The sequence below is a fragment of the Streptomyces sp. NPDC029139 genome, assembly GCF_055564335.1.
Map to the genome: position 1 here is coordinate 352,550 of NZ_JBVHWN010000003.1, position 13,507 is coordinate 366,056.

Genomic DNA, 13,507 nt, shown 5'->3' on the forward strand with positions numbered 1-13,507 from the left:
ATGCGCGTTCGGACCACAACCTGCAGCGATCCCTTCGAAGTCGGCAACGGCCTGACCTGCCCAGGGGCTGCTGCACGCCCTCCGCGTGGCGCACCATCCACAGCTCGCAGCACACCCTCGCGCCCTTCGTGTGAGAGACGCTCCAGCATGCGCATGACCTCAGCAAGGTCGTCCCCGATCGACATCACCGCTCGCTCGCAAGGTCCAAATTGCCACTTCGCGTCTCGACAGAAACCTCTGCGGGCTGGGCGCGACGCCACGGCTGCGCGATCGGATGGGACACGATCCGCCACCACGGCTCCCCGGGCAGCTTCCCCGCCGGCTCGAACGGCTGGCCGGGACGAGGGAACGCCACCGCCTGGCCAGCCTCCTCAGCCTCGCACTTCGTCCACTCCCCCGGCTCCGCCCACGCATGCGGAGCCAGGTTGAAGGTCGCCCAGCGGATCGACAGCATTACGCCAGCGAACGCTTCGGACAGCTCCTCGACTCCGCCAAGGGCCACGCGCCGGAACTGGACACCCTGCTGCCCGGCGCCCAGCCGGCCCGAGACCAGCGGCAGCCGCGCCTCTTTGCCATCGGACCTGACCAATACGAGGGCGTCCGAACCACGATCGGCTGTGATCACCACGATGGGCAGACTCGTCTGGGCTCGCCATCCGCTCATGATGCACAAGCAGCGACTCTGAGGACACGGCGGTCCGACGATCGGCACTGCCTCGGGGTGCAGGCCAGGCATGCCGGATCGCCTGTACCACCAGTCGAGGAAGTTACTGGCCCCCGGCGACACACCTGATGACTCGTCAGCGAAGTCAGCAAAAGGTCAGCATTCAGCTGACCAGACCTGCTCGCACACGAGCACACCGTAGAAGCGCACCGCACCGGCTGCGCCACCGAGAGGGGGTACGAAATCATCCCTCCCAGTGGCACGCCGAAAGCCGGAGGCACGGCCGAGCGAATTTGCTTCGGACATCGGCCGCGAGGATAAAACCCCAGGTCACCGCACCCGCCCCCGCGCCTTCAGCTGGGTCGCCGGGACCTCCGGGGCGGGCAGTCGGCCACCGTCGTAGCCCTTCACCTCGCCGAAGCGGTCGCTCGTCATCCATTCCTCGCGCGCCTTGCGGATCTCCTCGTCCGTGCGGCCCACGAAGTTCCACCACAACACGGACATCCGCCCCGCTCACACGCGCGGGGCCGCAATGTCCCGAGCAGGCCGTCGCCGGCTCCTCCCACAGGCCGTGGACCCCACGCCCCTCAGGCGGCACCCACATGAACCTGCCTCTCTTCTCCGCCGCGGGCACATGACCCGCCCAGGTCCGAAGCGGAATGATGCCGCTGCTGCGGCGACGCCCGCGCCCGGTCCGCCCCATCTGCACAGGTTCCACTCTCCGTAGTCAGCACCAAGTCAGCACGGGAGAGGTGAACACGGGTGCTGACATGGGGTTTCAGTCAGCACGAAACCAGCACGGGAGTCAGCACGGTGGCCTCATATCGTCCCCGATCAGCGCAACACGGACAGGCACTGATCCGGCCGCTCCGCAGGACTCCGCGAGGCCACGAAGGAGAGCCATGGCGGCCGGGCGCATGCGGGAGCACTGAACTATGGTGTCCCACCACATACGCCCCTGACCTGCGACTTCCTACGGTGTGGCGACACCGAATCGTCCCCGTACCTGCCTGGAAGTGGTGCACATGGCCGCCGCAACACCCTCCCCGACGCCACCCAACTCCCTCAAGAAGATCGTCGCCGCCAGCCTCATCGGCACCACCATCGAGTGGTACGACTTCTTCCTCTACGGCTCGGCCGCCGCGCTGGTCTTCAACAAGCTGTTCTTCCCCGAGTCCGACCCTCTGGTGGGAACGCTCCTCTCCTTCCTCACCTACGCGGTCGGGTTCGCCGCCCGGCCGCTGGGCGCGCTGGTGTTCGGGCACTACGGCGACCGGCTCGGGCGCAAGAAGCTGCTGGTCCTCAGCCTGTTGCTGATGGGTGGCGCGACCTTCGCCATCGGGTTGCTGCCCACCCACGCGACCGTCGGGTCCGCCGCTCCCGTGCTGCTCACCGTGCTGCGGCTGGTGCAGGGCTTCGCGCTCGGCGGGGAATGGGGCGGGGCCGTGCTGCTCGTCTCCGAGCACGGGGACGCCAAGCGGCGCGGGTTCTGGGCCTCGTGGCCGCAGACCGGCGCGCCCGCCGGGCAGTTGCTCGCGACGGGTGTGCTGTCCGCTCTCACCGCGCTCCTCTCCGACGCGGCGTTCCTCTCGTGGGGCTGGCGCATACCGTTCCTGCTCTCCGGTGTCCTGGTGATCGTGGGGCTGTGGATCCGGCTCTCGGTCGACGAGTCGCCCGTCTTCAAGGCCGCGCTCGCCGCCGCCGAGGAGCGCAAGGCCGCCGCCGGGCAGGTGGAGAAGATGCCGCTGATCGCCGTGCTCAAGCACCACTGGCGCGATGTGCTGATCGCGATGGGCGCGCGCATGGCGGAGAACATCTCCTACTACGTGATCACCGCGTTCATCCTCGTCTACGCGACGACCCAGGTGGGGCTGTCTAAGCAGACCGCGCTGAACGCCGTTCTCATCGCCTCCGCCGTCCACTTCGCCGTCATCCCGGCCTGGGGCGCGCTGTCCGACCGGATCGGCCGACGCCCCGTCTACCTGATCGGCGCTGTCGGTGTCGGCGCGTGGATGTTCCCGTTCTTCATGCTCATCGACGCGGGCACCTTCGGCTCCCTGCTGCTCGCCGTGACCGTCGGTCTGGTCCTGCACGGCGCGATGTACGCCCCGCAGGCCGCGTTCTTCTCCGAGATGTTCGCGACCCGGATGCGCTACTCCGGCGCCTCCATCGGCGCGCAGTTCTCCTCGGTCGCCGCCGGCGCCCCGGCGCCGCTGATCGCGACCGCGCTGCTCGCCGACTACGGTTCCTCGACGCCGATCTCGCTGTACGTGATCGCCGCCGCGCTCCTCACGATCGTCGCCATCGCCTGCGCCCGCGAGACCCGCAACCGCGACCTGTCCGAGGTCGCGGAGGACGCCCCGCACGACGCGACCCCGGTCCGCGCGGACGCCTGACGCGCGTTCACGCAACCGGGCCGTCCACAGGCCCGAGCGGCCCCCTCAGCCCAGCCGGCCGAGGGGGCCGCTTCGTGGCTCGGGCAGATCCTCCGACAGCTGCCGCCAGGCCGGCCCCGGGGCGCTGGTGTGGCGTATCGCCACGTCCGCCGTTCAGCGGGTGACGGCGGACGACATGGCGTGCAGGCGCAGGGCCAGCTGGATCTCGAGGGCTCGGGCCGGGGACTGCCAGTCCGGGCCCAGGAGGCGGCCGATCCGGTCGAGGCGCTGGGCGACAGTGTTCACGTGGACGTGCAGGTCGTCCTTCGTACGGGCCGGGCTCATCCCGCTCGCGAAGTAGGCGTCCATCGTGCGGACGAGATCCGTGCCGCGCCGCTCGTCGTACGCGACGACCTGGCCGATCGTGCGGTCGACGAAGCCCTCGATGTCCCGTGTGTCGGCGAGCAGCAGGCCAAGGAAGCCCAGGTCCTCGGCGGCGGCCCCCTCGCCCGAGCGGTGCAGCAGGCGCAGCGCGTCCATGCAGCGCCGGGCCTCCTCGTAGGCGGGCGCGACCCGGCCCGGGGCGGCGAGAGGCGAGTCGATGAGGGCCGAGGCGCCCACGGTGACGGGCTCGCGCAGCGCGCCGCCGAGGTGCTTGGCCGTCTGCCGGGCCAGCTCGGCGGCGCTCTCCCCCCGGCCCAGCGGCAGCAGGAGCACCGTCCCGCCGTCGCGCGCGGAGGCCAGCCCGCGCCGGGTGGCGGCGAGGTGCGAGGCGGCCGACCACAGTCGCTGGCGGTCCGCGCTCTCCCGTACCCCGCTGTCGGTGTCGCCGCCGGAACCGGCGCGGTCGATGCGCGCGGCCAGCACGACGTGCGGCGCGTCGACATCGGTCCGGAGACGGGCGGCCCGCTCGCGCAGCAGCCGGCGGTCGCGGTCGGGGGCGTCGAGGAGGTCGTCGAGCAGTTCGCCCCGTACGCGCTGTTCGGCCTCGCCCGCCGAGCGGCGGGCGAGCAACAGGAGGGAGGTCACCAGGGCGGCCCGCTCCAGGGTGCGCTGGTCGACGGGGTCGAGATCGGGCTGGCCGTGCAGGACGAGGGCGCCGAAGCTCTCGCCGCCGGCGGAGACGGCGGCGACCCAGCGGTCTCCGTCGCGCAGTGCGTGGCCGTCCGCGAGCCGGGCGGTGTCCAGGCCGTGCTCGACGAACTCCACCCTGCCGCCGAGGACTTCGGAGACCGCCTCGGCCACGTCGTGCACCCCGCCGCCGCGCAGCACCAGTTCGGTCAGTCGGTCGTGGACCTCCGAGGCCCGTTCGATGACGCCGCTGTGCTCGCGGATGATGTCGTTGGCCCGCTCCAGCTCGGCCAGCGCGGAGCGGGTCTCGGCGAGCAGGTTGGCGGTGTCGATGGCGACGGCGGCGTGGGCGGCGAAGGAACCCAGGAGGGCGACCTGCTCCCGTTCGAAGACGCGGGCGCGCCGGTCGGCGGCGAAGAGCACGCCGATCACCTGGCTGCCCAGGGTCAGCGGCACACCGAGGATGGCGACGAGGCCCTCGTCGCCCACGGCGGAGTCGATGGTGCGGGTGTGCTGGAAGCGGGCGTCGTCGAAGTAGTTGTCGGTGACGTACGGGCGGGCGGTCTGGGCGACGAGTCCGCCGAGGCCCTCCCCCATGCCCAGTCGGAGCTGCTGGAAGCGTGCCGAGACCGAGCCCTCGGTGACGCGCATGTACGTGTCGCCGGCGGCGGGGTCGTTGAGGCTGAGGTAGGCGACCTCGGTGCCGAGCAGGGAACGGGCGCGCTGGACGATGGCGCGGAGCACGGCGTCGAGGTCGCGCAGTCCCGCGAGGTCGTGGGCGGTCTCGAAGAGGGCGGAGAGCTCGGCCTCGCGGCGCCGTCTGCCCTCCAGCTCGGCCCGCACGCGCAGGGCGAGCTGCTTGGCCTGCTCGAGCTCGGCCAGCTCCTCGGGGCCCGCGCCGCTCGCACGGGCGAGCAGCACGGGCCGGTCGAAGCCCTCCGTGGCGGCTCCTCGTGCGAGGAGTTCCAGGTAGGAGACCTGTTCTTGGGACATGGACACAGGGATACCTGCCGTAGGGGTGATCGCACCAGCCCTGTGGAAAACCGCCGTCAGTGCGCGGTCCAGCCGCCGTCGAGGGCGAGGGACGTTCCGGTGATGAAGGACGCCTGCGGCGTGCAGAGGTAGAGCACGGCCTCGGCGACCTCCTCCGGCTCGATGAGCCGCTTGAGCGCCGAGTCCTTCAGGAGGACATCGGTCAGGACGCGGTCGGCCGGGATGGCGTGCGCCGCCGCCTGGTCGGCGATCTGCCGCTCGACGAGCGGTGTGCGGACGTAGCCGGGGTTGACGCAGTTCGAGGTGACTCCGTGCGGGGCGCCTTCGAGCGCGGCGGTCTTGGAGAGTCCTTCGAGACCGTGTTTGGCGGCCACATAGGCGGACTTGAACGGGGACGCGCGCAGACCGTGCACGGAGGAGAGGTTCACGATCCGGCCCCAGCCCTGGGCGTACATGTGCGGCAGGGCGCCCCTGATCAGCCGGAAGGGGGCCTCCAGCATCACGGTGAGGACGGTGTGGAAGACCTCCGGCGGGAACTCCTCGATGGGGCGGACGAGCTGGAGCCCGGCGTTGTTCACGAGGATGTCGGTGCCGGCGGCCGCCGCCTCGGCGGCGTCGAGGTCGGTGAGGTCGAGGAGCTGCGGCTCGACCGCGCCGGCGAGACCGCCGGCCTCCTCGGCGAGCGCCTCGAGGCCCTCGGCCGCCCGGTCGACGGCTCTGACCCGGGCACCCGCGGCGGCGAGCCGGAGCGCGCAGGCCCGGCCGATGCCGCCGGCCGCGCCGGTGACGAGCGCCGTGCGGCCGGCGAGGTCGAGGTGGACGGAGCCGGGCGACGGGGTGGCGGCCGGGGCCGGGCCCTGTGCGGGTGGTGTCAGGACCTGTGCCGGTGCGGGGCGTGAGGGGGTGAGGGCGCTCATGCTCCGCACCTTATGAAGCGCCCCAGCACCAACCGATGTGCGCCGAGCCCATACTTCAGCTCAGGGGCATGGGGTCGAACCATGTGGGTTCGTCGAGGAGCGCCTGCTCGATCCGGAAGTGCGAGAACCGCTTCATCTGCGGCAGGTCGTCCACCTCGAACCAGCCGACGTCGGTCGATTCGTCGTCGTTCACACGGGCCTCGCCGCCGACCGCGCGGCAGCGGAAGGTGACGTCCATGAACTGGCACTGGTCGCCGTTCGGATAGACGATCGGCTTGCGCAGGGTCTGGACGATCACGACCCGCTCGGCCTCGCAGCGCACGGCCGTCTCCTCGTACACCTCGCGGACGGCGCAGGCGGCGGGCTGCTCGCCCGGCTCGACGATGCCGCCGATGATCGCCCACAGGCCGTTGTCGGCCCGGCGGCCGAGCAGCACACGGCCCCGGTCGTCGAAGACGACGGCGCTCACACCCGGCAGGAAGAGCAACTGCTGGCCGGCGCTGGCGCGCAGGTCGCGGATGAAATCAGGAGTACCCATGCCCCGACCCTAGCGCTCGTCGATCAGCAACCCATCAAGAAGGGACAGATTCGAACAAAAGCCCTCAGGCCGTGCGGCCGCGGCGCGCCCGCGCGGCCCTCAGGGTCGACCAGCCGAGGCCGGCGACCGCGACACCGGCCAGAAGCGCCTCGGGCAGCGTGCCCATCCGCGTGGCCGGCGTGAGCGAGGAGCGCAGCGGCACCTGCTCGACGAGCACGTCCGGGGTGAACATCCGCGACCGGGCCACGATCTCGCCGTCCGGCTCGATGATCGCGCTGACGCCGCTGGTGACGGGGACGACGACGGAGCGGCTGTGCTCGACCGCTCGCACCCGCGACATGGCGAGTTGCTGGTAGGTCATCTCGCTGCGGCCGAAGGTGGCGTTGTTGCTCGGTACGGAGATCAGCTGGGCTCCGTGGGTGACGGTGTCCCGCACGGCCCAGTCGAACGCCGCTTCGTAGCAGGTCGCGAGGCCGACCTTGGTCCCGGCGAGGTCGAAGACGCCGACCTTGTTCCCCGGGCCGAAGTCGCGGCTGACGCGGTCCACGTTGCTGTTGAAGATCCGTACGAAGGACCGCATCGGGATGTACTCGCCGAAGGGCTGCACATGCCGCTTGTCGTACGTCGCGACGGCGCCCCGCGCGGGGTCCCACTCGATCAGGGTGTTGCGCAGTTTGCCCGTCTCCGGGGCGACGACGGCGCCGATCACGGTCGGCACGCCGATCTTCCGCACCGCGCCGTCGATGGCGGCGGCCGCGTCGGGGTTGGCGTAGGGGTCGATGTCGGAGGAGTTCTCCGGCCACAGCACGAAGTCGGGCTGGGGCTTCCGCTTCTTCTCGACGTCCTCGGCCAGCTCCTTGGTACGGGCGACGTGGTTGTCGAGGACGGCCCGGCGCTGTGCGTTGAAGTCGAGGCCGAGACGCGGCACGTTGCCCTGGACGGCGGCGACGGTCGCGGTGCCGTCCTCCGCGGAGTCGTCGACGAGCGGCAGCGCGGCGAGAGCGCCGGTCACCGGTACGAGGACGGTGAGCGCTGCCGCGGCGAGCGGGCCCCGCTGGACGGCTCCGGTGGCGCGGCGGGCGCGGACCTGGCGGATCACCTCGTACAGCCCGAAGCCGCAGAGCGCGACGGCGAAGCCGAGCACCGGGGTGCCGCCGACGGCCGCCAGGGGCAGGAAGACCCCGTCGGCCTGCCCGAAGGCGATCTTGCCCCAGGGGAAGCCGCCGAAGGGGACACGCGCGCGTGCCGCCTCGGCGAGGATCCACACGGCGGCGGCGAGGACCGGCCATCCGGGGAGCCGGGAGACGGCCGCGATGCCGAGACCGGCGGCGGCGACGAACAGCGCCTCCACGGCGGAGAGCGCGATCCACGGGAACCGGCCCACCTCGGAGCCGGTCCAGATCAGCAGGGGCAGCAGGAAACCGAGCCCGGCGAGGTAGCCGAGACCGAAGCCGGCCCGCAGCCGCCGGCCGCGCAGCGTCCAGCCGAGCAGGCCGAAGGCGGGCAGCGCGAGCCACCACAGCGGGCGGGGCGGGAAGCTCAGGAAGAGCAGTACACCCGACAGCACGGCCGCCCCCGGCCGTACGAGACGCCGCAGGCCGGACGGACCGGGCTCGGGGGCGGAGGCGGGTCCTGGGGCGTCGACGGGGGTGATCGTGGTGCTCACCTTGCGGAGTCTACGGCGCGTCGCCGGGCCCGGAGGAGCCCGGTCCGGACGGCTCACGGACGGCTCGCGCAACAGCTCACCGCACCACCCGCCGAACCACCCGCCGAACGACTCGTGCCACGGCTCGCGCAACGGCTCGGAGACGGACGGCAGACGGACCGCCGCACGGGCACGCGCGCCGGACCGGCTCCGAGCGGGCTCCCGGCCGGCACCGGTACCCCTGCCGCCCTCACCGTTCCCTCACTCCTGCTGCAACGTTTCTGCGCTTTTCGCTCCCCAAACCTCCGCCGCACCGTTACGGTGTCGGCCAGACGGAGCGGGGGTCGACGGGGATGGCTGCACCTGCGGCTGAGCGGGCCGCCGTGCGTGAGCGTGGGCGGGGTCCGGATGTCGCCGGGGTGCTGATCCTCGGCGCGTGCGTGCTGTGGTCGCTCATCACCTCCACCGGACGCGACGCCCGCCCGGAGGGTGTGCTCCTCGCGGTCCTCGCGCTCGCCGCCGGTTACGCCTGCGGCCGGATCGCCGGCACGCTGCTTCCCGTCGCCGCGGCCGCGGCCGCCTCCCTCGCCGCGCTCGGGCTCGCGCTGACCTCCGGGCCCGGCATCGCGGGCGCCACCCCCGCCGGCTCCGTACCACCGGGTCATACGGGTGCGGCGGCGGCGCTGCTCGTGCTGGCCGCGGGGGCGGCCTGCTGCGCGGCTTCCGCCGCCGGTTCGCTGCCGGGCCGGCTCCTGCTGCGGCTCCTCGCCCTGGTGGTGGCGGGCGTCGCGCTGGCCCTGGGCTCGGTGGTGGGTTTCGTCGCCGCGCTCGGTGTCCTGCTCTGCTCCCTGGCGGCGGTACGGATGCGGCGCCGGCTCCTCGGACTGGGGGGGCTCGCGCTGGCGACGGGGCTGGTCGTGGGCGCCTCCTGGGCCGTGGCGGAGGACCGGCTTCCCGAGGGGCTCACGGCCTCCTTGGAGGGCCAGCTGACCGGACACCGCGTGTCGCTCTGGGCGGACGCGATCTCCCTGACCAGGGAGAACCCGCTGCTCGGAGTCGGCCCGGAGCGCTTCGGAGCCCTGAGCCCCACCGCACGGGAGACCCTCTACGCCGACGGAAAGCCGCATTCGGCCCCACTGCAGCAGGCGGCGGAACAGGGGGTACCGGGCGTCGCGCTGCTGGGCGCCGCCTACGGCTGGCTGCTGTGCGGCCTGGGGGCCTCCCCCCGGCGGACCGCGGTGGTCCTGACGGCGGCGGCCACGCTGACGGCCCTCGCGGCGCTGGCGGCGGTCGGCAACGCGCTGAGTTTCACCCCGGTGACCGCGGGCGCGGGCCTGCTGGCGGGCCTGGCGACGGCCCGCGCGGCCCCGCCGGGGACCGATGACCTCACCGAGGACTGAGACCGGGGATTGGGGACCGAGGACCGGGGACCGGGGCCCGATGACCTCACCCAGGACTGAGAACCGAGGACGGCGGATCGAGGCCCGACAGAGATGACGCATCCCGGGAGCCCGGCCTGTTCGACGACAGGGTCAGACGCTCGCCGGGCCCGCCGGGGTCGGGGGGCGCAGTCGGTCGCGGATGACGCGGACACCGTACTCGGCGTCGTCGACCGTGACCGTGAACGTGCGCCCATCGTCCAGCGTCAGCACCAGCGCCTCGCCGCGGCGGACGATGACCGCCTTGCCCTTCTCGGGGCGCCAGCGGTAACCCCAGCCGCCCCACTCGTGAGGGGTCACCCTCGGGACGTAGTCCGCACCGACCACGTGCGAGAGCAGGATGCGCCGGCGCGGCACTCCGATGTGGCCGCAGCGCACCTCCATGGCCCGGTCGTCCACCTTGACCTCGACATGGACGAAGGCGAGCGTTCCGAAGAGCACGAGGAGACCCGCCGCGACGCAGCCGATCACCGCCATCAGCAGGGGCGCGATGCCGGAGGTCCACGGCGAGTCGACCGCGAGGGAGATGCCCAGCGCCATGCAGGCCGCACCCGCGACCGCCGCCACCCACTGCATACGGTTCGTGGCCCGGCCGATCCACACCTCGGGCACGGGCGGGCCGGTGTCCAGGGGCCGGGGGTGTCGGGGATGGTCCCTCATGTGTGGCAGCCTACTCACGTTCCGCTCACGCGGCGCTTTGTCGGCGCCGGACGGCGGACAGGTCAGCGGGCCGGGGCCACGGCCCGCAGCAGGCGGCCTTCCGCATAGCTCAGGGCGGCGGCCGGAAGCTCAGAGGTCCGGCCGCTCAACAGCACGGTCAGGCCTCCGGACGGAGTCGCGGTGGGCGCCGGCTCGGCGCCGATCCGACGGAGCGCCTGCGCGGCGACTGCCCCCGCGGAACCGTGCAGAACCACCGGCGGCAGGTCGGCCGACTGGACCGCCGCGCGGATCCGCTCGGCCACCAGTTCGTAGTGGGTGCAGCCGAGGACCAGGGCCCGTACATCGCGCGGGGTGAGGGCGGCGGCGGCCGCCACGGCCCGCTCGACGGCGTCCACGTCCGCCTGCTCCACCGCGTCGGCGAGCCCGGGGCAGGGGACCTCGGTGACCTCGGCGCCGTCGGCGAAGTCACGGATCAGCCCGCGCTGGTAGGGGCTGCCGGTGGTGGCCGGGGTCGCCCAGATGGCGACCTTTCCGCCCTCCGAGGCAGCGGGCTTGATCGCGGGGACCGTGCCGATCACCGGGATACGAGGCTCCAGCTCAGCCCGCAGCGCGGGCAGGGCGTGCACGGTGGCGGTGTTGCAGCCGACGATCAGCGCGTCGGGCCCGTGCGCCGCGGCGGCTCGGGCGACCATCAGGGCACGCTCGGTGAGGTCCTCCGTCGTGCGGGGGCCCCAGGGCATCCCGTCGGGGTCGGAGGAGAGAACCAGGTCCGCGTCGGGCCGCAGTCGGTGAACCGCGGCCGCCGCGGGGAGCAGGCCGATTCCGGAGTCCATGAGCGCGATCTTCACCCGGTCACCCTAGCCGACCACCCTTGCGTCGCCGCCGATCTGGGGCAGACTGCGGCGAATGAGCGCCATTGCCTGGATCGCCATGGGTTCGCTGGCCGCCTGGGGGTGGCTCCTGCTGGGGCAGGGGTTCTTCTGGCGTACCGATCAACGCCTGCCGGCCGTGCACGCGCGCGTGGAGCCGGGTGGCTGGCCGAGGGTCGCGATCGTCGTGCCGGCGCGGGACGAGGCGGAGGTGCTTCCGCTGAGCCTGCCGTCGCTGCTGTCGCAGGACTATCCGGGCGAGGCGGAGATCGTGTTCGTCGACGACGGCAGTACGGACGGCACCGGGAAGCTCGCCGGTGAGCTGGCCGCGCGGTACGGAGGGCTGCCGCTGACCGTCGCCTCGCCGGGCGAGCCGGAACCGGGCTGGACCGGGAAGCTGTGGGCGCTGCGCCACGGCATCCGTCTGGCACGCGCGCGTGAGCCCGAGTTCCTGCTCCTGACGGACGCCGACATCGCCCATGAGCCGGACAGTCTGCGCCGCCTCGTGGCCGCGGCCGTCGGGGCCGATCTGGATCTGGTCTCCCAGATGGCCCGGCTGCGGGTGGCGAGCTTCTGGGAGCGGCTGGTCGTACCCGCGTTCGTGTACTTCTTCGCCCAGTTGTATCCCTTCCGCTGGATCAACCGTCGCCGACCCCTGGCGACAGCGGCGGCCGGCGGCTGTGTGCTGTTGCGTACGGAGACGGCCGAGCGGGCCCGGGTCCCGGAGTCGATCCGGCAGGCGGTGATCGACGACGTCTCGCTGGCCCGGGCGGTGCGGCGGGCCGGCGGGCGGATCTGGCTGGGGCTGGCCGAGCGGGTGGACAGTGTCCGTCCGTATCCGCGCCTCGCCGACCTGTGGCGCATGGTGTCGCGCAGCGCGTACGCCCAGCTCCGGCACAACCCGCTGGTGCTGACGGGAACGGTCGTGGGACTCGCCGTCGTCTATCTCGCTCCCCCGGTCGCGCTACTGACCGGACTGGCGGGCGGCGACGGGACGGCCGCCTGGGCGGGCGGGCTCGCGTGGGCGGTGATGGCGGGCACGTACCTCCCGATGCTCCGCTACTACGGCCAGCCGCTCTGGCTCGCGCTCACGCTTCCCTTCACCGCGTCGCTCTACCTCCTGATGACCGTGGATTCCGCGGTGCAGCACTACCGCGGCCGGGGCGCCGCGTGGAAGGGGCGCACGTACAGCCGTCCCGAGGCGGCGCCCGACCGCTGAGCCACCTGCGGCCGGCGGCTCGTGCGGACCTACCGCCGCGCCCGGGGCGACGGGTGGGTAACCTTCGCGGCTCGCTTCGTCGGGTCGCCGGTGACGTCCCGGCGCTCCCGGCCCTCCTGGCGTTCCTGGCCGTCCCGGCTCTCCTGACGCTCCCGGCTCTCTTGGCTCTCCCGGCTCTCCTGACGCTCCCGGCTCTCCTGGCTCTCCCGGCTCTCCTGGCTCTCCTGACTCTCGGTGAGCAGGAGGACGGCGGTCAGTGCGACGAGCGCCGCGGCCGAGACGTGCACGCTCAGGGCCGTGGCGAGGGCGCCTCCGTGGGTGAGCACGGCGAGTGCGTCGCCGAGGGGGATGACGGCGGTGGTGAGCACCACCCAGCCGAGCGTCCGTCGCCGCCCCGCGGCGAGCAGGATGAAGATGATCGTCGCGGTGGAGACATCGCGTATGCCCTTGACCATGAAGTAGCCCGAGGCGTTTCCCGCCGGCCAGGGTTCGATGCCGAACCCGTCCGGCGCTCCGCCCGGGTTGACGAGGAAGTTCACCCCGAAGAGCAGGGGTGCCAGGCCGGTGACGAGGGCCAGAACGGTGGTGATGCGCTGCTTGATCACAAGCTCTCCTCGGAAGGGCTACGACGATGACGGTGGCGCGGCGACGGCGACGGGTCCCGCGCTCATGCCCGTGGGGCCGAGCGCTTCCACGTGCGGGCGGTCACGGTGTGGCCCAGCGCCGGGATGCTCAGGCCGAACATCAGGACGCCGAGCGGGACATGCAGCGAGGGCAGGTGCGCGATGCCCAGCACCACCTGCACCGAGGCGAGGACGAGGAAACCGGACGCGTACAGGATCGGGCGGGGCGACCCGCCGCCCGGCCGCCACGCCAGCACGGCGGCGAGCACGTACAGCATCGACGCCCCGTACATCACCCGCGATCCGACGTCGTGCAGCACCGCACCGTACGACGAGGACAACAGCATCCCGGCCGTGACCGCCTGGAAGAACAGCGCCAAGGTCTGCAGGGCCGTCGCCACCTGCAGGAAAGTCGGTCGGCCGCCCGGCACTGCCGTCATCTGAGTGGTCATGACATGGTCCCCTCTTCTGCCTCACGGCAGTGGATCGGTGGT

At 72.5% G+C, this 13,507-nt stretch carries 11 protein-coding genes and 2 pseudogenes; 3 read left to right on the plus strand and 10 right to left on the minus strand.

Annotated features, from left to right (window positions below):
* Positions 1-184: 184 nt before the first annotated feature.
* Positions 185-460, minus strand: a pseudogene (locus ACZ4VW_RS09500) (MBL fold metallo-hydrolase); the annotation flags it as partial.
* A gap of 534 nt (positions 461-994) precedes the next feature.
* Positions 995-1,153 (minus strand): annotated as a pseudogene (locus ACZ4VW_RS09505) (pirin); the annotation flags it as partial.
* Positions 1,154-1,689: 536 nt separating this feature from the next.
* Here ACZ4VW_RS09505 and ACZ4VW_RS09510 point away from each other — a divergent pair.
* Complete coding sequence (locus tag ACZ4VW_RS09510) at positions 1,690-3,060, plus strand: MFS transporter (protein WP_467960240.1); 1,371 nt, start codon at positions 1,690-1,692, stop codon at positions 3,058-3,060.
* A gap of 153 nt (positions 3,061-3,213) precedes the next feature.
* Here ACZ4VW_RS09510 and ACZ4VW_RS09515 read toward each other — a convergent pair whose 3' ends face one another.
* The 4 genes from ACZ4VW_RS09515 to lnt form a co-directional block, all read right to left on the minus strand.
* Positions 3,214-5,103 (minus strand): helix-turn-helix domain-containing protein, encoded by a 1,890-nt coding sequence (locus tag ACZ4VW_RS09515; protein ID WP_467960241.1) that lies wholly within the window; start codon positions 5,101-5,103, stop codon positions 3,214-3,216.
* 56 nt (positions 5,104-5,159) lie between these two features.
* Positions 5,160-6,020, minus strand: a complete 861-nt coding sequence (locus ACZ4VW_RS09520) for a 3-hydroxybutyrate dehydrogenase (RefSeq protein ID WP_467960243.1) — start codon at positions 6,018-6,020, stop codon at positions 5,160-5,162.
* Positions 6,021-6,075: 55 nt separating this feature from the next.
* Complete coding sequence (locus ACZ4VW_RS09525) at positions 6,076-6,558, minus strand: NUDIX hydrolase (protein WP_467960245.1); 483 nt, start codon at positions 6,556-6,558, stop codon at positions 6,076-6,078.
* A 64-nt stretch (positions 6,559-6,622) separates the two neighbouring features.
* The gene (lnt, locus tag ACZ4VW_RS09530) at positions 6,623-8,224 is read right to left on the minus strand and encodes an apolipoprotein N-acyltransferase (RefSeq protein ID WP_467960247.1); all 1,602 of its coding nucleotides are present in this window, start codon (positions 8,222-8,224) and stop codon (positions 6,623-6,625) included.
* 332 nt (positions 8,225-8,556) lie between these two features.
* On the opposite strand from lnt, the gene ACZ4VW_RS09535 reads away from it, so the two are divergent.
* Complete coding sequence (locus ACZ4VW_RS09535; RefSeq protein ID WP_467960249.1) at positions 8,557-9,603, plus strand: O-antigen ligase family protein; 1,047 nt, start codon at positions 8,557-8,559, stop codon at positions 9,601-9,603.
* Between the two features lie 132 nt (positions 9,604-9,735).
* Here the strand turns inward: ACZ4VW_RS09535 and ACZ4VW_RS09540 are convergent, their stop codons facing one another.
* Positions 9,736-10,302: a hypothetical protein gene (locus ACZ4VW_RS09540; protein WP_467960251.1), complete on the minus strand. Its 567-nt coding sequence runs from the start codon at positions 10,300-10,302 to the stop codon at positions 9,736-9,738.
* Positions 10,303-10,364: 62 nt separating this feature from the next.
* Entirely contained in the window at positions 10,365-11,150 is a 786-nt protein-coding gene (locus tag ACZ4VW_RS09545) for a glutamate racemase (RefSeq protein ID WP_467960253.1), read from the minus strand.
* 58 nt (positions 11,151-11,208) lie between these two features.
* Here ACZ4VW_RS09545 and ACZ4VW_RS09550 point away from each other — a divergent pair, with 58 nt between their 5' ends.
* The gene (locus ACZ4VW_RS09550; protein WP_467960255.1) at positions 11,209-12,390 is read left to right on the plus strand and encodes a glycosyltransferase; all 1,182 of its coding nucleotides are present in this window, start codon (positions 11,209-11,211) and stop codon (positions 12,388-12,390) included.
* Between the two features lie 29 nt (positions 12,391-12,419).
* Here ACZ4VW_RS09550 and ACZ4VW_RS09555 read toward each other — a convergent pair whose 3' ends face one another.
* Both ACZ4VW_RS09555 and ACZ4VW_RS09560 read right to left on the minus strand, forming a co-directional pair.
* Positions 12,420-12,995: a DUF4267 domain-containing protein gene (locus ACZ4VW_RS09555; protein WP_467960257.1), complete on the minus strand. Its 576-nt coding sequence runs from the start codon at positions 12,993-12,995 to the stop codon at positions 12,420-12,422.
* A 62-nt stretch (positions 12,996-13,057) separates the two neighbouring features.
* Entirely contained in the window at positions 13,058-13,465 is a 408-nt protein-coding gene (locus ACZ4VW_RS09560) for a hypothetical protein (RefSeq protein ID WP_467960259.1), read from the minus strand.
* Between the last annotated feature and the right edge of the window lie 42 nt (positions 13,466-13,507).